Origin of the sequence: Christensenella tenuis (assembly GCF_014287795.1) — a bacterium.
Lineage (GTDB): Bacteria > Bacillota > Clostridia > Christensenellales > Christensenellaceae > Christensenella > Christensenella tenuis.
Genome location: NZ_JACOON010000002.1, coordinates 71,561 through 97,447, shown reverse-complemented (window position 1 = coordinate 97,447; position 25,887 = coordinate 71,561). Strand labels below are relative to the sequence as shown.

23 protein-coding genes are annotated in these 25,887 nt (G+C 51.6%); 8 read left to right on the top strand and 15 right to left on the bottom strand.

The features are described from left to right. Window positions 1-3: 3 nt before the first annotated feature. The 3 genes from H8S18_RS04105 to rsxC all read right to left on the bottom strand — a co-directional run bounded on the left by H8S18_RS04105 (window position 4) and on the right by rsxC (window position 2,998). On the bottom strand, window positions 4-597 hold the full coding sequence (locus H8S18_RS04105) for an RnfABCDGE type electron transport complex subunit G (RefSeq protein ID WP_186857038.1): 594 nt from the start codon (window positions 595-597) through the stop codon (window positions 4-6). After that, a complete protein-coding gene (locus tag H8S18_RS04100; protein WP_186857037.1) occupies window positions 590-1,534 on the bottom strand; it encodes an RnfABCDGE type electron transport complex subunit D in 945 nt (314 codons plus the stop codon). Before H8S18_RS04100 ends, H8S18_RS04105 begins: the two co-directional genes overlap by 8 nt. A gap of 90 nt (window positions 1,535-1,624) precedes the next feature. Further along, complete coding sequence (gene rsxC, locus H8S18_RS04095; protein WP_186857036.1) at window positions 1,625-2,998, bottom strand: electron transport complex subunit RsxC; 1,374 nt, start codon at window positions 2,996-2,998, stop codon at window positions 1,625-1,627. A 220-nt stretch (window positions 2,999-3,218) separates the two neighbouring features. Between rsxC and H8S18_RS04090 the strand changes: the two genes are divergently transcribed. After that, window positions 3,219-3,884 (top strand): TM7S3/TM198-like domain-containing protein, encoded by a 666-nt coding sequence (locus H8S18_RS04090; RefSeq protein WP_186857035.1) that lies wholly within the window; start codon window positions 3,219-3,221, stop codon window positions 3,882-3,884. A gap of 289 nt (window positions 3,885-4,173) precedes the next feature. Further along, window positions 4,174-5,265, top strand: coding sequence for a carbohydrate-binding domain-containing protein (locus H8S18_RS04085; protein ID WP_186857034.1), 1,092 nt, complete (start codon window positions 4,174-4,176; stop codon window positions 5,263-5,265). Window positions 5,266-5,319: 54 nt separating this feature from the next. On the opposite strand, the gene H8S18_RS04080 is transcribed toward H8S18_RS04085, so the two are convergent. Both H8S18_RS04080 and H8S18_RS04075 read right to left on the bottom strand, forming a co-directional pair. Beyond that, a complete protein-coding gene (locus H8S18_RS04080; RefSeq protein ID WP_186857033.1) occupies window positions 5,320-6,276 on the bottom strand; it encodes a zinc dependent phospholipase C family protein in 957 nt (318 codons plus the stop codon). Between the two features lie 29 nt (window positions 6,277-6,305). After that, window positions 6,306-6,839, bottom strand: a complete 534-nt coding sequence (locus tag H8S18_RS04075; protein WP_186857032.1) for a DNA-3-methyladenine glycosylase I — start codon at window positions 6,837-6,839, stop codon at window positions 6,306-6,308. Between the two features lie 82 nt (window positions 6,840-6,921). Between H8S18_RS04075 and hisC the strand changes: the two genes are divergently transcribed. The 5 genes from hisC (at window position 6,922) to H8S18_RS04050 (ending at window position 11,633) form a co-directional block, all read left to right on the top strand. Continuing rightward, entirely contained in the window at window positions 6,922-8,013 is a 1,092-nt protein-coding gene (gene hisC / locus H8S18_RS04070) for a histidinol-phosphate transaminase (protein ID WP_186857031.1), read from the top strand. Further along, window positions 8,004-8,828 carry a prephenate dehydrogenase gene (locus tag H8S18_RS04065; protein WP_186857030.1) on the top strand — a complete coding sequence of 275 codons (825 nt, stop codon included), beginning with the start codon at window positions 8,004-8,006 and terminating at the stop codon, window positions 8,826-8,828. The genes hisC and H8S18_RS04065 overlap by 10 nt, the downstream gene beginning before the upstream one ends. Before the next feature lie 63 nt (window positions 8,829-8,891). Then, entirely contained in the window at window positions 8,892-9,182 is a 291-nt protein-coding gene (locus tag H8S18_RS04060; RefSeq protein ID WP_186857029.1) for a hypothetical protein, read from the top strand. Between the two features lie 409 nt (window positions 9,183-9,591). After that, the gene (locus tag H8S18_RS04055) at window positions 9,592-11,238 is read left to right on the top strand and encodes a GGDEF domain-containing protein (protein ID WP_186857028.1); all 1,647 of its coding nucleotides are present in this window, start codon (window positions 9,592-9,594) and stop codon (window positions 11,236-11,238) included. A gap of 83 nt (window positions 11,239-11,321) precedes the next feature. After that, entirely contained in the window at window positions 11,322-11,633 is a 312-nt protein-coding gene (locus H8S18_RS04050) for a hypothetical protein (protein WP_186857027.1), read from the top strand. 59 nt (window positions 11,634-11,692) lie between these two features. Here H8S18_RS04050 and clcA read toward each other — a convergent pair whose 3' ends face one another. From clcA to H8S18_RS04000, 10 genes are all read right to left on the bottom strand, one after another. Further along, window positions 11,693-13,255, bottom strand: coding sequence for a H(+)/Cl(-) exchange transporter ClcA (clcA, locus tag H8S18_RS04045; protein ID WP_186857026.1), 1,563 nt, complete (start codon window positions 13,253-13,255; stop codon window positions 11,693-11,695). Window positions 13,256-13,410: 155 nt separating this feature from the next. Beyond that, window positions 13,411-15,168 carry an L-fucose isomerase gene (locus H8S18_RS04040; protein ID WP_186857025.1) on the bottom strand — a complete coding sequence of 586 codons (1,758 nt, stop codon included), beginning with the start codon at window positions 15,166-15,168 and terminating at the stop codon, window positions 13,411-13,413. Window positions 15,169-15,195: 27 nt separating this feature from the next. Then, on the bottom strand, window positions 15,196-15,519 hold the full coding sequence (locus H8S18_RS04035) for an L-rhamnose mutarotase (RefSeq protein ID WP_186857024.1): 324 nt from the start codon (window positions 15,517-15,519) through the stop codon (window positions 15,196-15,198). 59 nt (window positions 15,520-15,578) lie between these two features. Further along, window positions 15,579-16,613: a uroporphyrinogen decarboxylase family protein gene (locus H8S18_RS04030; protein WP_186857023.1), complete on the bottom strand. Its 1,035-nt coding sequence runs from the start codon at window positions 16,611-16,613 to the stop codon at window positions 15,579-15,581. 20 nt (window positions 16,614-16,633) lie between these two features. Beyond that, window positions 16,634-17,935, bottom strand: a complete 1,302-nt coding sequence (locus H8S18_RS04025; RefSeq protein ID WP_186857022.1) for a hypothetical protein — start codon at window positions 17,933-17,935, stop codon at window positions 16,634-16,636. A gap of 11 nt (window positions 17,936-17,946) precedes the next feature. Next, on the bottom strand, window positions 17,947-18,999 hold the full coding sequence (locus H8S18_RS04020) for a uroporphyrinogen decarboxylase family protein (RefSeq protein ID WP_186857021.1): 1,053 nt from the start codon (window positions 18,997-18,999) through the stop codon (window positions 17,947-17,949). Between the two features lie 70 nt (window positions 19,000-19,069). After that, entirely contained in the window at window positions 19,070-20,338 is a 1,269-nt protein-coding gene (locus tag H8S18_RS04015; RefSeq protein ID WP_186857020.1) for a sugar ABC transporter substrate-binding protein, read from the bottom strand. A 50-nt stretch (window positions 20,339-20,388) separates the two neighbouring features. Then, a complete protein-coding gene (locus H8S18_RS04010; RefSeq protein WP_243165063.1) occupies window positions 20,389-21,429 on the bottom strand; it encodes an ABC transporter permease in 1,041 nt (346 codons plus the stop codon). Further along, window positions 21,429-22,472, bottom strand: a complete 1,044-nt coding sequence (locus H8S18_RS04005) for an ABC transporter permease (RefSeq protein WP_186857018.1) — start codon at window positions 22,470-22,472, stop codon at window positions 21,429-21,431. Before H8S18_RS04005 ends, H8S18_RS04010 begins: the two co-directional genes overlap by 1 nt. Next, a complete protein-coding gene (locus tag H8S18_RS04000; RefSeq protein ID WP_243165062.1) occupies window positions 22,469-23,995 on the bottom strand; it encodes a sugar ABC transporter ATP-binding protein in 1,527 nt (508 codons plus the stop codon). The genes H8S18_RS04005 and H8S18_RS04000 overlap by 4 nt, the downstream gene beginning before the upstream one ends. Before the next feature lie 307 nt (window positions 23,996-24,302). Between H8S18_RS04000 and H8S18_RS03995 the strand changes: the two genes are divergently transcribed. Beyond that, entirely contained in the window at window positions 24,303-25,883 is a 1,581-nt protein-coding gene (locus tag H8S18_RS03995) for a helix-turn-helix domain-containing protein (protein WP_186857017.1), read from the top strand. Window positions 25,884-25,887: the final 4 nt, after the last annotated feature.

The following is a 25,887-nucleotide window of genomic DNA, read 5'->3' as shown; positions in this document are numbered from 1 at the left end:
CCGTCACGCCCCCTTCCCGAGGTATTGCTCGCCGAATTCACGTACAAGATTAACTGCATTTGCAACGCCCTTGCTCGTAATCGTCGCGCCCGTCAGGGCCTGCACCTCGTTTGCCGCACCGGTGGGCGATTTCGCCACCACCAGCGGCCCGTCCGTTTCCTTGAATTGCTCGAGCCACTCCGGATCCGTGGCATTCGCGCCCAATCCGGGCGTCTCGTCGTGCGCAGTAATCTCCACGCCCGTCACCTTGCCGTCCGAAGAAATACCGATAGTCAGCGTGAGTCCCGCCTTGTATCCTCTGGTAACGATGGAATATGTATAACCAACCGTCTGGCCGTCTGCCGTTCCCTCATACACTTCTTTAATATCCGCATATTTCTCGTGATCGTAATCGATGCCGTCAAGCGCAATTTGCCTGAACTCCTGCGCCGCAGAAAGCACCGCTTGGCGGGCTTCCGTAGCCTTTTGGATATTATTTTGCTCAATCGGCTCCTTGGTGACGGCATATACAAGGCCAAGGATCAGGCCCGCGCATACGGTAATAATTACGAGACGAAGTACAAGGTTCGCAATGCTGTCATTATTTGCCTTATTCATTGACCTTCTTCACCTCCCCGAATACCTTTGGCCGAAGCACCTTATCTAGAAGGGGCGTCAAGAGGTTCATAAACAGGATCGAGAAGGATACGCCTTCCGGATACCCGCCCCACAAACGCACGACCATTGTAATTACGCCGCAGCCGATGCCGAATACGAGCTGCGCCTTTGGCGAAGACGGCGAAGAAACATAATCCGTCGCCATAAAAAATGCACCAAGCATCAGGCCGCCCGCGAAAAGTTCGAAAAGAATCATACCCGGCTGGCCCGTCAAAAGCGTAATCAATGCGACCGTGCCGAGATATGCGCACGGAATGCGCCAGGAAATCACACGGCGTATCAGCAGGTATGCTCCGCCGATCAGCAGGGCAATCACGCTTGTTTCGCCCATACTCCCGCCGATATTTCCAGTGAACATATCCCATAGCCCGGGAACGGCGTCGCCGCCTTCTTTTAAGATACCGAGCGGTGTTGCCGACGCGACCGCATCTACCCCGGCATGCGGGGCAATGAACGTCGTCATGGCAACCGGCCACGAAATCAGCAGAAAACACCGCGCCGCAAGCGCGGGATTCATAAAGTTGTGGCCGAGACCTCCAAAACATTGTTTTACAATAATGATCGCAAACGCACTGCCGCAGACCGGCAAGTACCACGGCACGTTCGCCGGTAGGTTGAGCGCGAGCAGCAGTCCCGTCACAACTGCGGACAGGTCACTAATTGTGACTTCTTTTTTTGTAAAAAACTGCACCGCGGCCTCGCAGCCTACCGCGCTCCCGATGCACAGTGCGATCGTCATGAGGCAGCCGGTTCCAAAAAAATACACAGCGGCAATGCACGCAGGAATGAGTGCGATGATTACATCGAGCATAATGCGCGTGGTGCTCTGTGTTGATTTGATATGCGGCGACCCGGACAAAATCAACTCTTGTTGCATAGCCTTTCCTTTCGCAGAAATATTAATTGACGCTTATCTCAACTTGAATTTTTCCCATCGGGAATCATCCAAAAAAACGCAGATGAAATTTTATTCCGCCTTTTTCCCAGGCGCTTCTTCCTGTTTGCGTTCTGCTTCCTTGGCCCGCTCCTTCAAGCGCTTTGCCGCAATCATATCTTTGGCAAACTTGATATTCTGGGCAATCGGCTTTTTCGCCGGGCAAACGTAACTGCAACAGCCGCAGCTCATACAGTCCATGGCATGGTTCGCCTCTGCGCGGTCAAAGTCTTCGTATAATGCAGAGGCGGAAATCATCATCGGCATCAGGCGCATCGGGCATACCTCGGCGCATTTGCCGCATTTGATGCAATTTGTTTCCTTTTGTTTTTTTGTATATTCCTTATCCAATACGAGAAGGCCGGAAAATCCTTTTGTCACTACGCATTCAAGCGTTGGCAGGGGCAGGCCCATCATCGGCCCGCCGGATACGATTTTAAGCGGCTCAGATGAAAATCCCCCGACGTAGTCAAGCACTTCCTGGGCGCTCACGCCAAGGCGGACAAGCAGGTTTTTCGGTTCCTTCACCGCGCCCGAAACGGTAACTACCCGCCGGATCAACGGCTCTCCCACATAAAACGCGTCCGCAATCGCTTTCGCGGATGCAATATTAACCACCACGACGCCCGCATCCATGGGAAGCCCGCCTGCGGGCACCACGCGGCCCGTGATGGCATTGATCAATTGTTTCTCGGAACCCTGCGGATATTTCGTCTGCACAGGCACCACGCGGATCGCGTGGGTATCGACGGCTGCAGACATTTTTTCGATTGCTTCCGGTTTATTGTCCTCAATTCCAATAATCGCTTTTTTCACATCAAGCGTCTGCATAAGTAATTTTACCCCAGCCAGTACGCGCTTTGGGCATTCCACCATCAGCCGGTAATCCGCTGTGAGGAACGGCTCGCATTCCGCCCCATTTATCAGCAGTAAGTTGATATTTTTTCCCTCCGGCGGCGAAAGCTTCACGTGGGTCGGAAACGTCGCTCCGCCCATGCCCACGTTTCCTGCGTCCCGAATACATTCGATCAACTGTTCCCGTGACAGGCTTTCCATGTTTTCCGGCGCTTCGAATGCCGTTTCATCTTTTCCGTCATTTTCAATCACAATCGCCTGCACCGGATGCCCGTTTATGCCAGGAATCTCCGTAATTTCCGTAACGATCCCCGAAACGCTCGCGTGGACAGGTACGCTGACAAATCCCTGTGCCTCGGCGATTTTCTGGCCCATCAGCACACGCTCCCCTGTTTTCACAATCGGTTTTGCGGGCGCGCCAATATGCTGGGAGAGCGGAATCTTCACGATATGCCCTGCGGGCATCTCTTCGATTGCGCATTTCTCCGTCAGTTTTTTTCCTTCGTACAGATGATGGAGCGGATGAATTCCGCCCGCAAATGTCAGGCTCATGTTTTACCCCCCGGATATCCTGCGTAGCGCGGCCTTCCGCGCATGTTTACCAAGTTGTATTATAGCACAACATATTTTTTTTTAAAGCATAATTGCTTTTTTTACAAAATAAAATTTATACGTCCATCTTAATTTTTTATTACTTTTGAACCGCTTATTTGCATTTGTGGGTTTCCCTGTCTATAATAATGAATAAGAAAATCCTGTAAAGGAGTGCATTATGACCGGAATCATTCCCATCATTATACTGCTTGTCATGCTTGTACTGGGAATCCTGTACTGTTTTTGGGGATATAAATATCTTAAGGTAATTTTATTCCTGTATGCGTTTTTCATGGGCGTTTATTATTCCTATACCTATCTTGGCGCTTATGTTCCCGCAGTTGCGGACTGGCTGTGGCTTGTGAGCCTGATTATCGGCATTGTTTTTGCGCTGCTTGCGTTTTTCTTTGTGAAATTCGCTATCTTTGTGGTAGGCGGCATGGTCGGCCTGATGATATTTGATCTGTTAAAGCAGGCTTTCCCTTCTGCTTTCGCCGGGATGGAACCCCTCACCCTGTTTTTTATCGGCCTTGGCCTGTTTGTCGTCCTGGGTGCGGTTACGCTCGCTTCCCGCAGGCATTTTGTGATTATTTTTTCTGCCATTTACGGCGGATATACGCTCGTCAGCACCGTAGGTATCATCATCGGCCTGTTCTTTAACGCCGATATTCTCAGCACCGTGACGCTCGGAAATTATAAACAGGTCCTTACTTCCGTCAGCGTTTTCAACCATACGGCTACATGGATGCTGATCCTTCCGGTCGTAGTTTTTGCCATCGCCGGCATGATCGCCCAATACAAATTCACCGCCCCGGGGACGCGGCGTGGGAAACGCACGGCGTAAAACAAGAAAGCCGGGGCCGCCGCACCGCCTCGGAGTTTATCCGCAAATTTATACCTCAAAAGGTTATTCCCTTTTCAATCTCCGTTTCGTTTTTTTTGACAATTTGCGTCCCGAATAAACCCGGGGCGTTTTTTATTCCCTGCATTGCCGGATCATTCCTGCACGAAAAAATTCCGTCTGCCTTCACCTGCCTTACAGCCGCCGCACCCGGAACTTTCATTCTCCGAACATATTTCCATCACACTCCTTCGCCATACTGTACTTATCCTACAGAAAGGCGGACACGGCTATGAAAAAAATCATTCCTATTCTATTAATCGCCCTGTTAGCGGCCGCAATGATCGGCTGCAGCAGCGCGCAAACGGCGGAGCCGGTTGTCTTGGCGTCCGATCCCTCTGCCGCTGCCGATACGGATTCCTCCGTTTCCGGCACACAAAACGAGACAAGTATCGTACTGGACGGCAGCGAAGCACAAATCGACGGTACTGGCGCGCAGGCGGACGGCGCCGTCGTAACGGTATCTTCCGGGGGAACCTACCGGTTATCCGGAGAGACAACGGATGGTTCAATTACTGTTGATGCGGCAGGTGAGGAAGTTGTCCTTATCTTAAGCGGCGTATCGATCAAAAACAGTTCAGGGCCCGCCGTTCTCATCAAGGAAGCCGAAACTGCAATCGTAACCCTTGCGGACGGTACGGTCAATACGCTCGAAGATGCAGGAGAAAGTGATTATGACGGTGCCCTTTACGGCTGCGTTTCCTATACGATCAACGGAAACGGTACACTCAACGTAAACGGCACTGTGGAAGAAGGGATCGCAAGTGAAATGCACCTGACCATCGAGAGCGGTATAATCAATATCGCCTCTTCCGACGATGGAATCAATGCCAATAATGACGGAATCAGTGAAATCATCATCAACGGCGGAACACTCTTCATCGATTCCGGCGGAGACGGAATCGACTCCAACGGGTCTATTGAGATCAACGGCGGTGAAATCGTGACCTTCGGCTCCATAAACGATGCAAATGGCGGTCTCGACGCTGACAGCGGCGTTGCCATAAACGGCGGAACGGTATTTGCAGCGGGCGCGAATATCACCCTCCCTGCCGGCAGTGGCCAGAACTTTCTTGCTATGAATATAGAAGGACAAACCGGCGATACCCTCTCCATCAGCGCGGACGGTACGGAACTTTTCAGTACGGAGCTTACACAGGCATGCCAGACAATTCTGTTCACCAGCCCGGATATTGCAGACGGCGTCTCCTATGATGTTTCCCTGGACGGGGAATCCCAAGGAAGCGTAACGGCGGAAGACTCCGTTTCCAGACAGATGGGCAGCCCCGGCAGAGGAGGAATGCGGGCAAATCAGGCGGGATAAAATAAATGACACTGTAAAAAAGAGCTGTCCCCGGTTTTCCGGCGGCAGCTCTTTTCAGGTTTTACATTTCGCGTCCTTCATATCCGCTTCTTTTTTCGGGCGTTCCTTCGCCCGTACCAAAGGCGCTTTTTTATACAGGCGCTTGAACGGTTTGCGTTCCTCCTGCGGCACGATCGCCTTGCCATGGAAAGAAATATTGTAAAACTCGCTCTGGAGCTGTGTAATATTCACCCGGTCTTCAAAGTAGGCCTGTACAAGTTCAATGCGGCGTACAGCCCATTTTACCGCCGTATCGAGCAAGCCAAAATAGAAATCATAGTCATACAGTCCTTCATAAGTTTCGACCGGCTGGTACAGCATGGTTTTGAGCTTTAACTGCGAAATAATGTTCAGCATTTTCAGCTTGGCGAGGTCGGCTTTTGTCGGCTGCGACACAAGTCCGTTGTAATAGACGTAATAATTGGCGGCCTTGGTATATGGATGCTCGTCCACTTTCAGACCCGGAAACAAGTAGGACATTTTTTTGTAAAAGGTATCGATTTCTTCCCCATGTACTATGGTGTCGCGTGCAAACTTCTCTTTGTCAAAGGTATAGGCGTCTACGCCATTTTCCTTCGCATAGAGGATGTCGAGCGCGCATTCCAGCGTATTGTGGGTAGACATCGGCTTCGTCTCCGCGTTGATGTGCGGGTGCAGGAACATATCGAGGCAATAATGTGTGATATAGCCATAAAAATAACTTTTCAGGGTATCGCTCCCCTGCTTTTTTACATAGTCCGCACCCTCGCAGAAAAAGCGTTGGGGCCGCGTATAGTGGAGCGCCCAACCGAGCATTTTCATTTTCGCGCCGCACAGGAAGAAATAGAATTTATAGAGCAGAAAAATATCCCCACCCTGCGAACCCGAATAGTACGCGGGCAGGTTTTCCGTAATAATCTTTTTCGCCTGCGGATCCGTCATCCTTTCCAGGATATTGTCTGCGGCGATTTTATGCGTCAGTGATGTGGGCATAAGTTCCCGCCTGCCTTAACCAATCATTTTTATCCTTCGGGCACGGATGTATACAGGAAGCATCCCGGCTCATGCGCCTCCAGAATTCCAATGCTCTGCATGAAAGCTTCCGCCATGGTAGGCCCTACGAATACATAGCCATACCGTTTGAGGGAGGCAAGCAGCGCTTCCGGCCTCTTAAAGGAATATACATATTTAAAAAAACTGCCGTGCTCCCCAATCACACGCAGGGTGGCACGGGCATTTTCGCGTACCGCAAAAATCTTCCTGCGGTTGCGGATAATCCGCTTGTCAAACAACAGGGAGTCCAGGTATTCGTCTTCAAGCTGCGCGCATTTTCGTATGTCGAAGTCCATGAAGACTTCACGGAACGCTTCGCGTTTCGCAAGCACCGTGCGCCACGAAAGCCCCGCCTGGAAACTCTCGAGGCATAACTTTTCAAACAGGGATGCATCGTCCGTCTTCAGCCTGCCGTATTCATTGTCATGATATTCTTTCAGCAGCAGATCCGTAACCCAATTGCACCTTCTTTTTTCCGTTCCCGGATTTGCTAATTTTTCCATAGAACATATATTAACACATTTCACGATGGTTATGGTAGAATTATATTGAATTTACACAAATTTAAGAAAAGGTTTTGTGAATATGAAAGAATTTTGGAGTGAAAAGGCAAAAAGCCTGACCCCATATGTTGCGGGCGAACAACCAAAAGAAAAACTGGTGAAGCTGAACACAAATGAAAATGCCTATCCGCCCAGCCCAAGGGTAGCGGAAGCCATCGCACAGGCGGCAGGCGCCCTGCGCCTGTATCCTGACCCGGATGCACATCGCCTGCGCGCCGCCATCGCTGAATACCACGGCGTGCGGCCGGAGCAGGTGTTTTGCGCCAATGGTTCGGATGAGGCTCTTGCGCTTTGCTACGCCGCGTTCTTCCAGAACGGTGCGGCGGGAGCGGCCGGCTGGTTCCCCGGCACCTCCATTCCCCGCAGGGTAAAAACGCCGGACGTAGGCTATAGTTTCTATCCGGTGTGGGCCAATCTTTTCGATGTGCCGCTCGAGATAGTTCCCCTGAAGGAGGACTATTCGGTGGATGTAGATAAGATGTGCGGCGGGAGCGGCATGATCCTTGCAAATCCGAACGCGCCTACCAGTATTGCGCTTTCCATACCCAACATAGAAAAAATAATACAAAAAACAGACGGCGTCGCTGTGGTCGACGAGGCTTACGCCCCCTTCAGCCGTGCCACCGCGATTCCGCTCGTCAGCAAATACAGGAACCTTGCGGTCGTCCGTACGCTTTCCAAATCACACAGTCTCGCAGGGTTGCGTGTGGGGTATGTAGTGGCGGATGAAAACCTGATCGCCGCCCTGCAAACGGTAAAAGACAGCTTTAATTCCTATCCGCTCGACATGCTTGCGCAGGCAGGCGCGGAGGCTGCGGTGCGCGATGCGGACTATTGCCGGGAAGTAACCGGAAAAATTGTAGAAACGCGCGCCTACACGATCGGCGAATTGTGGAAGCTGGGAATCTCTACCCTGCCTTCCGACGCAAATTTTGTCTTCGCGCGGTTCCACGATCCGTCCGCGGAAGCCGTCTTTGCAGCCCTGCGCGAACGCGGCGTACTGGTACGGTGGTTTTCCGGAAAGCGTACGCGCAATTTCCTGCGCATTACCATAGGAACACGCGAAGAAATGGACCTGTTTCTTTCTGCCTTGAAGGAGATTTTATGCAAATAGGCGTGGTTGGGCTCGGGCTGATCGGCGGTTCCCTCGCCCGGGCAATTAAAAAATATACAAGTCATACGGTATGCGGCGTGGACCGCGACAAAAATGTCCTTACGGCGGCCTACGCAGCGGGAGCCATCGATTGTGATACGGACGTTTCAGGCTGCGACCTCGTTTTTGTGTGCCTCTATCCGCGCGACTGCGTTTCCTATCTGCTAAATACCGAATTTAAAAAAAATGCCGTAGCGGCGGATATTTCCGGCGTCAAGCGCTTCATTGCGCAGGAGGTCGCCGCACCTCTTCGGGAACGCGGCATACGTTATGTGGGTACGCATCCCATGGCCGGAAAAGAAACAAGTGGTTTTGTAAGCAGTGACGCCAACCTTTTTCAGGGCGCAAGCTTTATCATCACCGAGGATGAAACTACGGACGCGGACGCCATATGTCTTTTGGCCGCGCTCGCAAAGGAGCTTGGCTTTGGACGTGTCACCAGATGCAGCGCCCAAAAACACGATGAAGTAATCGCCTATACGTCGCAGCTTGCGCACGTGGTCTCAAACTCCTATGTGAAAAGCGAAGCCTCCCAGAGTTTTAACGGTTTTTCGGCGGGCAGCTTTATGGACCTCACGCGCGTAGCCAAACTCAATCCGGCAATGTGGGCAGAGCTTTTTGTGCTCAACGGCGACGAACTCGCAAAAGAGATCGACGAACTCCAGCGCAATATTACCGCGCTGCGCGACGCTATCGTTGCCGGGGATGAAGAAGCACTGTGCAATCTTTTGAGGGATGGCAGCGACAAGAAAAAACGCTTGCTGGGCGAATTATAATGAAGCTCCCGGAAATGGATTGTCTTATTGCTGGTTCTGGCATTCTGCCTCACAGGATGCGCCATGCAGGCTGGATTCGACGAGCGGGTATTGGCTGCCAAAAACGAAGCATATACGCAGAATTTGATCAAAGCAAATTATGCTGTAATAGCAGCGGATGTTGCTCTCTCCGTATCCGGCCAACTGAATACAGGCGTTTTCAGGCAGGATTGGGAAAGCCTGTATCCTTTGTTAGATGTATCGGGAAGTATGGATACGGCGTCCTTCACGGTCGGCGGCAATGCCGCTCTTACCGAAGTCATATATTATTTTGAAAACAGAGACCTGCTTTTAAACTATACCTATAACATATAAAATGAACTGGCCGGATTATGGATGACATACATCCCCCAAAAGGCACAGGCAAAAACGCGGTGGCTTGTTCGGAAAAGGTTGTGTCGGTGGGCTGCGGAGACGCGCCTCTCTAATAGATTCTCACTCTTCCCGCAAATGCAGAAGGCCCCCCGCTGTCTTCCCCGCCGCAGGCTCAGGCCAGCAGGTCAAATAAATACGGTCAGCGGCTATGATACGCCCGCGGCAGTAAACCCGGGTACCATAGGGAATATCGCTTCCTGAATTCGCACGCAAAAATAATAGGTCTGTAACCAATGTATATGCCATTTTCAGTTTACATCCCACTATTCAATACCTTCCCGTATTGATATTTTATTATTGCGGATGTAAAATGAATTCACACTGCCGAATCGAAGGAAAGGTTTGCACAATGAAACAACCGGCTCCAAAAAAAATACAGATTGCCATAATCTTCCTTCTTTTGCTGTGCATTATTTGTGTTCTCGTCTATAACGCGGCCGCTCCGGCCTCAGTCTCTTTCGGTTCCAGCCAGGCGGTTTTCCTGGGTGACGGTTGGACCGTCGCGCGCGGCGGCGAAACCAAAGAGAATGTTTCCTTGCCCATTTCCGTCCTTTCCGGTCATGCCGGGCAGGTTTTCTTTTCCCGCAATATTTCCGCTCAACGTCCTGAAAACAGCGCTTTATGTATCTTTTTTTATACGGCTCCTTTTACGGTCTCCTTCAACGGGGAACAAATCTACGAATACGGAATACAGGCCCTGGATGCAGGTTACAAAAGCGTCGGCAGCGGGTTCCACATCATCGATCTGCCCAACGGACCGGGTGAAATACGCATTGCCGTGGATTTTTCCAATGGAATACCCGGCGCAATCCTGTCGGAAGCTTCCGTTATGCCCGGTGCAGCTTTTATGGCACGCTTCCTGCGCAATCATATTTTTACAATTGCCGCTGTTCTGATTTTATTTGCCGTCTTCATTTATACATTGATCTCCGGCGCTGCAAGGGCAGGAAAAACCGCAGGCAGTACCCAACCGCTCACATTCCTCGCAATCACTGCGGCAGTCTGGCTTCTTGCGCGTTCCGGCCTCCTGCAATTCTTTACAAATAATCTTCTCCTAATCAACGGCATTGATTTCTTGTCCTTTTTCTTCCTGCCGATTTTTGCGCTTCGCTTTGTGCAGCGCCGTCTTCTCCTGCCGGATAAACGTCTCCTCATCTGCCTTACCGCCAATACATTGTTCGTTATTGGCGCGTGCCTGCTCCACTTTTTCCGCATCGTTGATTTTACGCAAACCCTGTTTATATTTCACCCGTTGTTGTTTGCGGATATCGTATGCATTATAATCAGCGTGTTCCGCGCGGATCCCGCACGCACTCCGCACATGAAGGCGCTTCGGGCAGGCGTTGTGGTTCTGACATGCGGCGCCGTGCTTGAACTGGTAACATATTACCTGATGTCCTTCCGGTTCCTGCGCTTTTCATTTCTCGAATTGGCGCTCCTCGCTTTCACACTGTGCATGTTGTATGTATGGAACAGTGAATCAAAAGAAATCCATAACCAGCTCATCCTGCAGTCTGAATTTCGAAAAATGGCCTATCGTGACGAGCTGACCGGCGTTTTAAACCGTGCCGCTTTCGAACGCGACTTGGAAAAGCTGGCGCAGACTGCGGAGGTTCCGTTCTATTTGTTTATGATCGACCTCAATGAACTGAAGAAAGTAAACGATACGAAGGGCCACCAGGCAGGAGATGAGTTTATCCGCAACACAGCCAACCTTCTCAAACAGATCAGCCGTCCATACGGACAGTTGTTTCGGTTTGGCGGAGACGAATTTATTATGATCTATTCGGGCAGCGCGCAAGGTGCCAAACAATGCTATGAAGCTCTGCAGCCCTACATCCGGCCGAACGACGGTTCTCTTTCCCCTTGCTTTTCCGTTGGTTATGCCATGTTCGATCCCTCTGCCGCCGGGGAAGATATTCATTCCGTACTGCGCCGTGCCGATAGGCGAATGTACGCCTGCAAAAGCAGGCTCCGTACCGGCGGAAAGCTATAACGCGAAGCATTTGATTTCCTTCTCTTTCAAAAACGTAGTATACTGTAGAAAGGATCATGTGGAATAGAAAGGAACTTTATTTTATGTCAGAAAAAACAACCATGGAAAAATTCGGGGGATTCCTCGGCAAAGCCAAAGACGGGATTGTCTCTTTTGGGGAGACGGTCGCGTCGAAATCCAAGGAAATGGTGGACGTTACTAAGCTGAGTTCAAAGAGGACGCAGGTCACCGGTGAAATAGATGGCTATTACCGCGAACTTGGCATGGTCGTGTACCAGCAGCGCGCTATTGGCGCAGATGCAGAGGCCTTGTTCGCGCGGATTGCCGAATGCCAGGAAAAAATTCAGGATCTAACCGCGCAAATCGAAGCGGCAAAGGCAAACAGGCAGGATTAAGCTGTTCCGTTTAACCTGCGGCTAAACGCCCGGCCCGGAATGCGCCGGGCGTTTCCTTTTTACACCGTCTGTGCAAGCTTCACAACCTGCTCACGCACCGCAAACGAATTCTCGTCGTTGCACAGGATGATTAGGATATCCCCCGGCCGGATGCGCACCGTGCCCTTGGGAATAATTTCATGGTTTGCCCGCCTCACCGCGACAATCAGGCTGTTCTCCGGCCACTCGACCTGGCTGATTTTTTTCATGCAGATCGGCGCTCCAAAGTGCACGGGAATTTCCAGCAATATTTTAGTTTCCTCTTTCTTTTTTTGATCTTCCTCCTGTCCATGGGCGGCCATCTGCTCCAGAAGCTGTTCATAAACGGGCTGTGATTTCAGGAGGTCGGCAATAATATAGGCAATCAGCGAAACAAGCGTCAGGGACAACAGTTGGGTAAACGATCCTGTCATTTCGCAAATCAGTATGATCCCTGTGATGGGGGCGCGCACAATCGCCGCAAAAAATCCCGCCATCGCCAAAACGATAAAATTTTGCAGCAACTCCCGTGGAATACCAAACGCCTGTACCATCAGTGTGCCGATTCCCCCGCCGAGAAGCGCCCCAAGCACTAGGAGGGGTAAAAAGATGCCGCCCGGCGCGCCAGAGCCGAAACTGACCATAGAAAAAATAAATTTCACTGCAAATACAGCGAAAATCATCAACAAGGCAAATTGCCCGCTTACGAGCATTGGAATCAATTTATGTCCTCCGCCAAGTACGGCGGGAAAAGTAAATCCAAGGAATCCCGCGCATAAAAACGGAATTAAAAAACGCACTTCCTTTTTTTTGATCTTGCCGTAAACCTGCTGCGATTTCCTGATACAAAAATTATAGAACACCCCTACCGCGCCAAGCGCAAGCCCAAGCAGGAGGATAACCCAATAGAGGTTCAGCGGGATGTCCATGGTAATATCAAAACTGAACACCGGTGCGAGCCCAAACACATTACGCGAAATAAAGTCTGCCGTAACGGAAGCCGCCATCGTGGATAAGAGCACTTCCACGGAAAAACTTTTGTGCAGTTCCTCCAGTGAAAACAGTACGCCCGCAAATGGCGCATTAAAAGCCGCTGCAAGTCCTGCGGAGGCGCCACATGTCATTAATAATTTTTCTTCAATTTTAATGCGCTTTGAAATACGCGAAATTCCTTTGCCTGTCATCGCGCCAAGCTGGATCGAAGGGCCTTCCCGTCCAAGCGATAAGCCCGCGCCTATGGAAAGTACACCCCCGGCAAATTTTGCCGGCAATACCCGCCACCATTTCTGGCTGAATACGCCGTGAAGTTCCCCTTCCACCTGCGGAATACCGCTTCCGCCGATCATAGGTTCCCATTTCACCAAACGCGCTGCCAAAAGTGCCAGCACGATAAGCGCTCCAAACCAGATCACTTTAAAAAGAACCTGCTGGTTGCCTGCATCCAGGATAAATTCCAGGAAATCATCCACGCGCTCGATTGCAAGGCGGAAAAGTACGGAAACAAAGCCCGCTGCCGCGCCCACAAGGACGCCCTGCAGAATGAGCCCATACCTAAAGTTTTGAAACCGCTGAAGCACAGTGTGGGTATCGTTGCGTGATTTCACTTTCGTTTCCTTCCTGATTTTATATTATCCTTATGGATATGTACTTTCAAGGGCCTGGCAGCAATAATTCTGCAAAACAGGGAAAGGACGCGGCTTTTTGGCCGCGTCCTTCCTTTAAGCGTTTTATCTGGAGGAAAGTATTTCCGGAATCCCCTTTACTTATACAATGGGCCGTAGGTTCTGCAAGCCCGGTAGTCCGCGCCTTCCCGGTCCTGCGTGCCGAACGCGTTCCATGCCGCCGGACGGAACAGCTTCTCTTCGCTTACATTGTGCATGTTCACCGGTATCCGCAGCATGCTCGCCAGCGTCAGGAGGTCCGCTCCCACGTGCCCATATACCGACGCCCCGTGGTTCGCTCCCCAATTCGCCATCACGCTGTACACATCCGTAAACGCGCCTTCCCCTGTCAGCACCGGCGCAAACCATGTGCACGGCCAGCCCGGGTCCGTCCTGTCCCACAGCGCCTTGTTCACTTCCTCCGGCAGTTCCACCGTGTAGCCCTCCGCGATCTGCAGCACCGGCCCAAGACCCTTCACAAGGTTCATCCGGCACATCGTCACCGGCATCCCGCCCCGCGTCTTAAATGTCGACGAGAATCCGCCCCCGCGGAAATATCCCAGGTTCCCCGGCGTCCACTTCGTCGCATCGAGGCACTTTTGCGCCTCCGCCTCCGTGATCTCCCAGTACGGCTTCATCGCCGGCTTCCCGTCTTTCTCCTGTTCTCCCGATGCATCCAGCGCCGCCGCTCCCGAATTAATCAGGTGGATGATTCCGTCCTCCGCATATCCGTCGAGCTCATAGCCCGTCACGCGCTTCACCGCTGCCGGGCTCCAATACGTCCTCACGTCGCTGAACACCGCCGCCGTATTCGTCACAAGATGCCCTAGCAGCATCGCCACCCCGTTCAGGCAGTCGTTCTCCGTCGCCACCACAAGCGGCTTGCGAATCCCGTTCCAGTCGAACGATGAGCACAAGATCGACTCCATGAAATCCCCATTCGGCATAAAGTCTGTCCACTGCCTCTGCCCCTGGAATCCCGCCGCGATCGCATGGTTCCCGTTGCCTTCCTCGTTCCATCCAATTTCCTTCAGCTTCTCGTTTCCCTGCATCATATCCCGCACGATCATCGCCATCTTCACGCAGTATTCCCACTCCGCGTCCTTCTGTTCCCGGCTGTGGCCGTTTTCCCCGTTGTAGACGTCCTCGTTTTCTTTACAGTTTTCCCGCACCCACCGGAGCGCCCGTTCGAATTCTTCCTTGTCGTAGATTTCATTCTCCACACGCCGGATGATCTCGCTCATGTCCTTGTATTCGCACCGCATCCCCAGGTATTCCTCAAAGAAATCCGGGTTTACCATGCTTCCCGCAATTCCCATCGCCACGTTCCCTACCGACAGGTACGATTTCCCTTTCATCTCCCCTACGGCCACTGCCGCCCGCGCAAACCGCAGGATTTTCTCCGCCACGTCCTCCGGGATCCTTTCGTCGTCCGCATCCTGCACGTCGTGCCCATAGATCGAGAACGCCGGGATTCCCTTCTGCGCGTGCGCCGCCAATACCGCCGCAAGGTATACCGCGCCCGGCCGCTCCGTCGCGTTCAGTCCCCAAATCGCCTTCGGCGTCTTCGGGTCCATATCCATCGTTTCGCTGCCATAGCACCAGCACGGCGTGACCGTCAGCGTCGCGCATACGCACTCCCGGTCAAACTTCTCCTTGCACTTCGCCGCTTCCGCGAGTCCGCCGATCGTGCTGTCCGCAATCACGCACATAACCGGATTGCCCTCTTCATCATACACATTTTCACTGATCAGTTTAGCCGCCGCTTTCGCCATGCGCATCGTCTGTTCTTCCAGGCTTTCCCGGATTCCCTTTTCCCGTCCGTCTATTGTCGGCCTGATTCCTATCTTTACCATTTCCTTTCCTCTCCTTTGCTTTTGCTATTAATCTAAATGAAAGACTTCTTCCATTTCTACCCAAAGCTCTCCGTCCTTTGCCGAGTCCACAGGCTGCTGGCATGGATTGCATTCCGCCCACCATCTCTGCGTTTCCGGATCGGCGGCCATTTTTTCCATATCTTTTTCGTAGTTGTCTCCTACATATTCATAATACGAGTACAGGTAGCCGTCCCGCAGGTAAATGGAATAATTCCTGATGTTGCACTTCCGTATCATCTCCAGCACGCCCGGCCACGGATTCGCATGCAATTCTTTATAATATGCCTCTTTTTCCGGGCGCACCCGGAGTACCTGTCCATACCGCTTCATTGCTTTCCTCCAATTCTCTGCTTCAGGCGCATGGCTCGGATCCCGTCCGCTTATGCGCCTTAGGCTTCCTTTGCCGCTTCAAACAGCGCTTTGATATTTTCCGGTTTTACGTCCGGCATAATCGCCTCATGGCTTGGCGAAATCACAAGGCCCGTCGGAAAAATGCCCCGCAGTTCGCGCACTTTGTTCTTAATCTCTTCCGGTCTCCCATTCACAAGGAGATCCTGCGTATCCACGCCACCGCAGAACGCGCCCATATCTCCAAAATCGCGCTTCAAGCGGTCAGGCTCCATGCCTGCGGCCAGCGCCTGAATTGGATGTACCACATCCACCCCCGCTTCAAACAGGTCGGGAATCACTTCGCTGATGGCCCCGCATGAATGGTAAATCACTTTGAGACCATATTCTTTTGCCTGCGCCACCAGGCGTTTCGCTCCCGGAATTACAAAATCCCGCACCATTTGCGGCGAGAGCATTAGGCTTCTCTGGCTGCCCATATCATTTCCAATCAGCACCGCGTGCAGCCGTCCTTTGGCAGATTTGAAAAATATTTCATTTGCCTTCAAATAAAACTGGACAATTTTTTCATCCACTGCACGATACAGGTCCGGGTTGGCAATCATGTTCATCATCGCATTTTCCATGCCAAACGCCGCGCACGTATCCTGAAAATGAGCCGACCACGCCATTCCAAGGATCGCCTTATCCCTAGGGACGCTCTGGAACAGCTTTTCACACGCATCGAGGGAAATATATTCTTCCGGATCCGGCCAATCGAACTTCTCTACGTCCGCCGGATCCTCACTCTTCGCAAAACACCCTTCTTCCGTCAGCGTACGGTCGTGAGAGTCCACCGCGCCGCTCTGCTTAAAATCAAACGCCGCATAAATCGCATTTGCAACCGGGGACTGGTAAGGAATTTCCACCGGGTATACGTCGTCGTCAACCGCCGCCTTCAAGCCTGCCATATCATCCACCTTAAAATAATCGAATAAAATCGGCAGCGTTTCCACATCCGGCATCCCAAGCCACGAGGCCGGATAATCCACCGGCTTTCGTTCCACAGTCTTTAAAAATCTTTCGATACTGTTCATTTCGCCTCTCCTTTTTCAGTTCAATGCGCATATTCTTCCGCAATGCGCATGGCAATTTTTTCCCATTCCCATAGGTTCTGCGGCTTGTAATTTACAGTCGAAATGTCCTTCATGATGATCTCTACATGGCCGTCCTTTGCCGCATCCATAAACTCCCGCAATTGGCGTTCCGCCTCCGCCGCATCGAATACAGATTCCGCAAAAATCGCCGGATTGGGCTTCCTGCTCATGACATAGTCTCCTCCGGCTTCACGCGTAATTTTGTCAATATCGCACCACGCTGAAACAGAGAGCTTCCGCAGGTTTGGAATGCGGCGCATCACCTCCATTTTATCGTGCAGGGGTTCACAACAGCCGTAGTAGGTAAGTCCGAAACGCTCAAGCCACCGCATATCATGCTCCACGGCAAATTCCCAGTGCATCTGGGGCGATACGCTTGAAAAAATCTGCGCGTTCGCGCATCCCCACATATTGTGCGGATGCACGTGCTCCGGGTTGTATTCTTTTCCCGGCAAATCCGAAACATATCCATAGCCCCCCGATCCAATGCGCGTATTGTTGCAGTCAAGGGACAGCAGGTTCAGCTCATCCAGTTGATCAAGCTCCGTCATCCACGCGTCTACCATGCGTTCATAAGCCGCATGCACCATTTCCGGGCGCACCACAAGATCCATCATCGCCTCTGAAATTCCCCACCAGCGGATGAGGAAATCCCACGGTGTATACCAAATATGCGTCTGTCCCGCCATTTTTACCTCGATGATTCCGTCGAAGACTTCTCTCATCGCTTCATACCGATACTGTGTCGCTTTTTCCAAATACGTAATCCTGGGCATTTGGATTTTTTCAATGTCTTCCGGTTCTTTAATCTGGATCTTGAAATGCCGCGAATAAATCTCATTTTCTGCGTCCGTATGCGCAGTTTCAACCTCTTCCAAAATTCCGAAATCCGTGCTGTGGAACACCTTTGGGCATTCAATATAGTCATTTACGACCATATCGCCCGGCATATGCCTGCTCTGGTAAATCGTCCGCCGCATATCGGTCTCAAGCTCCCGTGCCCATTCATGTTCACAGCGCAGAGTAAGTTCGTCCTCAACGTTCATCTCATGCCATGGAATCTCATTGATCCATACCATTGGGCGCTTCGACTTCAGGTCGTTAAGGTCGCGCCACAATTCGGCCTTTCCCGATTTTTGGTCCCGCGCTCCGATTTCTGCAAGCTCGGCCCCAAGGCTTCTCAGGATATCTTTGTCGCTTTGTTTAAGATGGATTTCTTCTTCCACCGGTATCGGTGTTATATGGCTTGGGTCATGCAGCATGATGTTCCTCCTTATTTCCCCGTCCCGTAGGTTCTGGCTTCGTCAAACATCGCAATAATATTCCCAGCCGGAATTTCCGGCAGGATATAATCGTGCGATGCGGCGACGATATACCGCCCACGGCTTCCCAAAATATCTATGATCCTGCGCGTTTCATCGCGCACCTGCTGTTCCGTACCGAATTTCAGGATTTCGTTTTCGTCTATCCCCCCGAAAAAAACGCAGTCGTCCCCAAACTCCCTTATCAGCTTTTCGGGTTCCATATTTTCCGCATTCACCTGAATCGGGTTGATTGCATCCACGCCGATCTCTATAAAATCCCCGATAATCTCGTGGATATCCCCGCACGAATGGATGGCCGTCACACATCCATTCTTTTTTGCCTGCCCGATCAGCCTGGCGACATACGGTTTATAAAATTTCCGCCACATTTCCGGCGCCATCAGAAGCGCCCGCTGGGAACCAAAATCATTCCCGATAAAATACATATCGATTTTCCCGGAATTTTCCTCAAACATCCTTCGATCCAGTTCATAATAAAAGGAAAAACATTTGTCGATGATCGCTTCGCATACCTCCGGCGCAGCATACATATCCACAAAAAATTCTTCCATATCTTTAAGCTCCGTCGAATCATGGAAAAACGGGGACCAGCAACCGCCTATCAGGCAATACTCCTCTGCCGCTTCCAGTTCTTCGGGCGCAATTTTTACATCATATTCATCCGGGTCTTCAAACCCGCCGTATGCTTCCACATCCGCCGCGCTTGCCGCGCCTGCAAGCGGATGCGTAAGGGCTTGTCCGTAATGGGCTCCCCCCCTTACGATGCCCCATTCACACAGCCTTGTTCCATCTTCATAGACTTCACGCCTGCTTCCTGCATATCTTGGATGCACTGTCTTGAAATCGAGATCAAGCATCCCATAAAGCGCCTCCGCCTCATCCCGCGCGTCAAGCGCTTCCACTATATTTTGCGTCGTTTCGGGCGCACCGCCGTACCACATCGGGAATCGGTCCATATTCTTTTTTAAAAACGGCGCCAATGCTCTTTCCTTATGTGTCACTTCAATACTCCTTTTTTGAAGAAAGGGAGGATCGCTCCTCCCCGTTTCTTCAAGTCCAGCCTACCCTTTTTTACCACTGCGTCGGATAGAAATCGTCCACGTTGTCCGCTGTAATCATTGCCGTCGTGAGGTACCCAACCGGAAGCACTTCTTCTCCGTTGAACCACTGGGCAATCGTGCGTGCGGCAAGGCCCGCATCGCCTTCAGCCGACTGATAGTTGATCGACAGCAGGTCGCCGCTCTTTACGAGGTCCTGACCCGTCTTGGAGTTGCCGGCCGCAACGATCTTGATGTCCGTGCGCCCGGATTCTTTCACCGCGTCAACCGCGCCAGTCGCCTGTGCGGAGTCGTCTGCGAGGAAGATTGCGTTGAGGTCATCCCCAAAGCGGGTGATCCAGTCCGCAACAACCTGTTTTACGTCCGCAGCCTCAAAGCCGGGGGACTGGATATCCAGCGTTTTGATGTTCGGATATTTTTCCTTCAGTTCCGTGATCGGGCCATAGGTGCGTGCATAGTATGGGGAAGTTCCAACATTGTGCGTAATGTAGGCAACGCCGCCTTCGCCGCCCATTGCTTCGCCAAGCGTGTCGGCGAGGTCTCTCATCTGTGCCCAGTCGTCCGGACCTGTCCATGCGATCATGTAAGGCATTGCGTCAGAGGTTGTCAGCGTGTTGTAACCAAACGCCGGAATCCCTGCCTGGGTAATCTTGCGGAACTGCTGCGTCGCATTCTCCGCTGAAAGCGGAATCAGGGCGATTGCATCCGGTTTCGCGTTGATTGCCTGGTCGATCAGCTGATCCTGCAGTGCCTGGTCCCAGTTCGGGGAAAGGATTTCGCATGTCATGCCGAGCGCTTCACAAGCCTGCTCCCATCCCTTCATGTTTGCATTCGTCCATGCGTGGTCGCCATGTACGATAACGATGATGTGCTTGCCTTTCGCGCCATCCCCGGGGGATTGCGGAAGTTGGTCGGATTTCTGGCCTGCATCCCATCCGACGTATTCCTGGTCGTAATAGTGGCCGGATTCGTCTTCCGCAAGGGCTGCCGGATCATCCGGGCGCTCCGGAAAAGCCTTCTCGATCGGATCGGGCATCAGAAGCTGGTTATCCGTGCTCATTTCTTCCTTTACCGCTGTGTTCCACATCTCGATGGACTCAGCGAGGTTGTCTCCGCCGTCCACAGCCGGCTCACTGGCCTCCGTAGACGCCTCCGCCGAAGCTTCTGCCGAAGCTTCCGACGACGCTTCCGTGGAAGCGCTGGGTTCAGTCGCCGGAGCGCATGCCGTAAACAGCGCAGCCGCCATCAGTACCGCAACCATAATTGCAACAAATTTTTTCATTTTTTTCCTCCTGTATTTTTATTTTATAGATAGGATTTTCCCACCATAAACTAGATTCTTTGCCGCCCGGTCTCTTTTTTGTATTCATTGTACAAATTCGGGCGCAGGCCGATCGTCTTCTGCTTATTGTACTTGCTGAGCGTCTCATAAATGACGCAGAAGGCAAGCGCAATACCAATGAACAGGATCTGCATTTCAAATTTTCCGACAATCGTGGTCATTACCGAGAACATGGCGACGATTGCAAGGATAGAGATAAACGTATTGACCACGCTTCCCTTACCGCCGTTGATGTCCGTACCGCCGATAATCGTCGCTGTCAGCGCCACCATCAGGGGGGCGATACCCTTTTCACCGAGCGTCGGCGTCGCCGTACCGGTATATACTGCATAGAGCGCGCCGCCGAAGCCGCATACAATGCCCGAAAGCATGAAAATAACGATTGTATTCTTATCGCTTTTGATTCCGGCAAGCCATGCCGTCTCAAGGTTTCCGCCGAGTATGTAAACATTCCTGCCAAACCTTGTTTTGGAGAGTACAACGGCAAAGATAACAACCGTGGCCAGCGTAATCAGGAAGTATACCGAGAACGGCAGCACCGGAACCGTCACCGCCATGGCGTCTGTAAGCCCGTAATCGCCTTTGACGCTGATTTCCGCGCCGTTGCAATAGATATTCATGATGCCCTTAATCACAAACTGCGTACCCAGCGTTGCAATAAAGGAATGGATTTTCGCCTTTGCGACAAGTACGCCGTTAAAGAGCCCGAACAGTGCGCCTACGCCAATCGCTATAATAAAGGATACCGCCCACGGAAGGCCGGACAGCGTATGCATTCCAAGCACCATAATCGCGCCCAGCGTCGCCATATAGCCGACAGACAGGTCCATGTGCCCGGCGATCATGCACAGCGTGAAGCCAATGCCAATAAAGGTATAAAGCGCCGAGCTGTTGAAAATCGAGGTAAAGTTAAATACTGTATAAAAATTATTTGCAAACAGCCCCGCCACGAGTACGGCCGCCAGGAAGATATATGCCCTGTAATCATTGATAAAACCCGCGTTTAGCTTTACTTTTTTTGTCGTTTCCATCATGCCCTCCCCAGCTTTCTTTCAGAATTGGTATTCAGCCACACGACGAACAGGAACACAAGGCCTGTTACAAGATACTGCTGGAAGGTCGGAATGCCGATCAGTGTCATGATGTTGTTCAGCATGCCGACAACCAGTACACCGCCGAATACGCCGACAATCGTTCCTTTACCGCCCGAAAGCATCATGCCGCCAAGAAGCACAGCCGTAAGGCACGAGAAATCATAACCCTCGCCGTTGGAATAGGCGCCGATCTTGGTCTGTGACGCATAGAAGATTCCTGTTACCGCCGCACAGAAAGAACAGAAAACATAGGCGAGGATAATTGTTTTTGACGTATTGATCCCCGACAGCTTCGCCACTTCGTAATTGGACCCCACGATCTTCAGTTGGTTGCCGAATTTGGTGCGGGTCAGCAGGATATAAGCGACCACAAACAGCACGATCATCACAACCACCATCAGCGGCAGGCTTCCGTTCAGGAAATACGTGCGGGCAAACGAGGTAAATTGTTCCGCTGCCGCAAGCGCCGCCGGGCTATCCCCGGCGACTACATCCGGATAAATTTGCGAACCGCCCCACGCCACGCGCACAATGCCCGAAAGCACCAGGTTGAACGCCAGCGTCCAGATAATCGGGTTGGCGCGGAATTTGCCGATCAGCACACCGTTTACAACGCCCACAAGCGTTCCGGCGGCAAGGCCCCCGAGCACGCTGACAACAATGCCGAACGGAATCAATTGCACCGCCATCATTCCTGAAAGCGCGATGGTCATCGGCAGGGACATATCGTTGAAATTCGCCGAATAGACCACGAATGCAAGACCCGCGCAGCAAATGCCCGTCAGGGCCACCGCGCTCAGGATCGACCGGAGATTGTCAATGGATACATAATCTCCCTGTTTGATGATAAGGCCGACTACCAGAAGGATTGCGACCACAATATAAATTCCGAGTTTGTTTACGATGATGCTCCGTTTGCTGATATCCGTCCTGCGGACGTCCTTTTTCACGGCGGCAGCATCTGCAGCTTTATTCGTCATGATATATGTTTCCCCTCCCCGTTTGCCGCGATCAGGAGCGAATGCTCCGTAATCTCTTCTTTACTAATCTCACCGATGATGTGGCCTTCCCTCAGGATCACCGCACGGTCCGCAAGCCCTACGACCTCCGGAAGGTCGCTCGACAGCAGGAGCACCGCATTCCCGCGTGCGGCGTAATCGAGCACCGCCTGGTGAATGGTTTGCTTCGCGCCGATATCCACGCCGCGGGTCGGTTCGTCGAGGATCAAAATCGAAACGTCCGTCGCCAGCCATTTGGCCATCAGCACTTTCTGTTGGTTGCCGCCCGAAAGGTTGTTGACAATCCGGTCGGGTTCCGGCGGATAGATATCGAGTTCTTTGATCTTTTGATTCACGATGTCCCTGTGGGATTTCGGATAATAGAATGGCCCTTTTTCAAGCTTGTCGATAATGGTTGAGAGGACGTTGTCCGTCACGCTCTGCGTGAGCGCAAGTCCCGCGACTTTGCGGTCTTCCGTCAGGTACCCGATTCCAGCGTTGATTGCATCCGACATGGAACCGAATTTCTGCTCCTTGCCGTTCAATAGTATCCTGCCTTCATTCACCGGGTCAACCCCCACGAGCGCACGGCCAATTTCCGAGCGGCCCGATCCCGCAAGCCCTACGACGGCAAGAACCTCTCCTTTGTGCACCTCAAAATCAACGTGATGGAAAAATCCCCAGCGGGTAAAATTTTCCACGCGCATCATTTCTTCGCCGATCGTAGCCGTACGCTTCGCATAGAAATCCTTGACCGACTTTCCCACCATCATTTCGATCAGGTGGTCTGTCGAAGTTTCTTCAACCGGGTAGGTTCCCACCTTTTTCCCGTCGCGCATGACGGTAATGTTATCCGCCACTTCAAAAATTTCCTGCAAGTGATGTGAAATATAAATAATCGCGAGTCCCTGCTTTTTCAGCGATTCAATGATCCCGAACAACGTTTTGACTTCTTCGCTTGAAAGCGCCGACGTCGGCTCGTCCATAACAATAATATGCGGGCTTGTCCCCAGCACTTTTGCGATTTCAACGAGCTGTGCCTCGCACTGGCTGATCTCGGAAATTTCCTTGGTGGGATCGATGTAATCGAGGCCCACGCGTTCCAGCAGCTTTTTAGATTGTTCAATCGCCTCTTTTTTATCCACGAAAAGCGCGTTTTTTTTGGGCAGCCGTCCGGCAAGCATATTTTCGTAAATCGAAATGCAGCGCGCAAGGCTAAGCTCTTGGTAAATCATCCCTATGCCGTGGTCCTTAGCCATGGAAGGCGTATGGAGCTGGCACTCCTTCCCGTTGATCAGGATCTCCCCGGTGTAGTCGTTAAACAGCCCTGCCAGAACTTTCATCAGCGTGGATTTTCCCGCGCCGTTCTCCCCGACCAGCGCATGCACTTCACCCGGTTTTACAGCAAACGATACCCCGTCCACTGCGAGCGTTCCGGGAAAACGTTTGGTAACGTTTTTCATTTCAAGTGCATAAGCCGGTGTTTTGTTTGGCATTTCACTCATGCTAAAACTCCCTCTCTTCTTTTTGATTGTGCTTCATACGGCACGAATAAGACACAAATACAGTACTGAATGATTTGGTTTTTATACGCTTGTTTTTTGGAAAATCTTATTTTGTGATTGTCATTATAGTGTATTTTTTTCCAAAAACAAATGGATTATTTTTAGCAAAACTTGGAAAAATTTGAACTGTTTCATGAAACCAGTGTAAAATTTATCTAAATCCGCTTTACTTTTTTTCGCAAACTGTATATGGTAGAGAAAACGTATTGTTTTATATCTATATTTGAAATAAGAGAGAATAAAAAACATGTATCATCTTTTGATCGCTGATGACGAGGATCATCTGCGCGACCTTATTATTAAGCAAATCGACTGGGAACTGTTGGGGTTTTGCGTACGCGGCGCGCGGGACGGCAAGGAGGCTCTCGAAATCGTCAGGGATGGTTTCGTGCCCGATGCGCTCCTGACCGATATCCGTATGCCTTTTGTAGACGGACTCGAGCTTTCCGAGCAATTGAAGAGCCAGTTCCCGGACATCGCCATCATTGTGCTTTCCGGGCACGACGAGTTCTCCTATGCCAAAAAATCCATGCAGCTTGGTACTTCCGATTATCTTCTGAAGCCAATCCGGCCGCACGCCCTTGTGGAGGCAATGCAAAAGCTGAAAGCGCAGCTCGATGAAAAAGCGAACAGGCAAAAAGAGCTCGAACATATTGAAATGCAGCTTGAAGAAAGCCTGCCCATTCTCCGGCAGCAATATTTGCTCATCATTCTTTATGACTCTTATCCTGAAGAAATGGTGCGGGACCAGTTCCGTTACCTCGGTATCGGCCTCGCCGGTCAAACCTATACGGTGTGCGTACTCTCCCACCCGCCTATTGAAAATCCGGCAGATAAATTTTTTCACTGTTTTGCCGTCCAGAATGTGCTGCAAAAGTTCTTTCCCGGCAATGCCGTATGCTTTTTTGACAGCGAAGGCACCCATATCATCCTCTGCGCAGGTGATGAAAGCAGCGACCGCCGCTCCATCACAGAGGGGCTTTCCGGCGCTATCCGGCAAATCCGCGCACAGTTTTCCATTACGGCTACCGCCGCGGTGGGCGCGGATGTTTCTTCCCTTTCCGACCTGCCCGTATCTTACAAAAGCGCGTGCGCCGCACTGAACAACCAGGTCATCGGCGGCAACGGCAATGTATACGATGCGCTCAGCGAATCCGCATTCCTTGGCAGCGGCAAATTCGAGCTTCCTTTTTCCCTGTCTGCAAAATTTGCCCCAACGTTCCCCTACGAACAGGCGGATGTGCTGATTCACCATATGGAGGCGATGTTTGACGAAATCCGTTTCCAGAACTGTACGGATATCGCGTACCTGCGCGTTGTATGCGCGGACCTTGTAGGCAACGTGAACCGCGCTTTCATGGAGTATGGGAGTTTTTCGTTCGACGGCGAAATTTACCACAAACTATTTACGCTCACCACCCTTGACGAACTGCAGGAGGCCGTTACGGATTACGTGCTCAGCTTAAAGCGGCGCAGCGACGATGAGCGAAAGCAAAAACAAAAAGGGCTCATCCAGCAGGCCTTTGAATATATTGAGGAAAACTACCGCGATCCTGCCCTTTCCCTCTCGGTCATTGCGCAGCACCTATACGTTTCCCCATCCTATCTCAGCAACCTTTTCAAGCGCAAATGTGAAATGAACTTTGTGGATTACGTGACCAGGCTGCGTATGGAAAGCGCTAAAAAAATGTTGCTTTCTACAGGCCTTAAGGCCTATGAAATCGCTTTACAGGTCGGATATAAGGACCCGCAGTATTTCTCCAACAGTTTCAAGAAATATACGGGGCTTACTCCCTCCGAATTCCGCTCAGACGCGTCTCCCGGGTAATTGC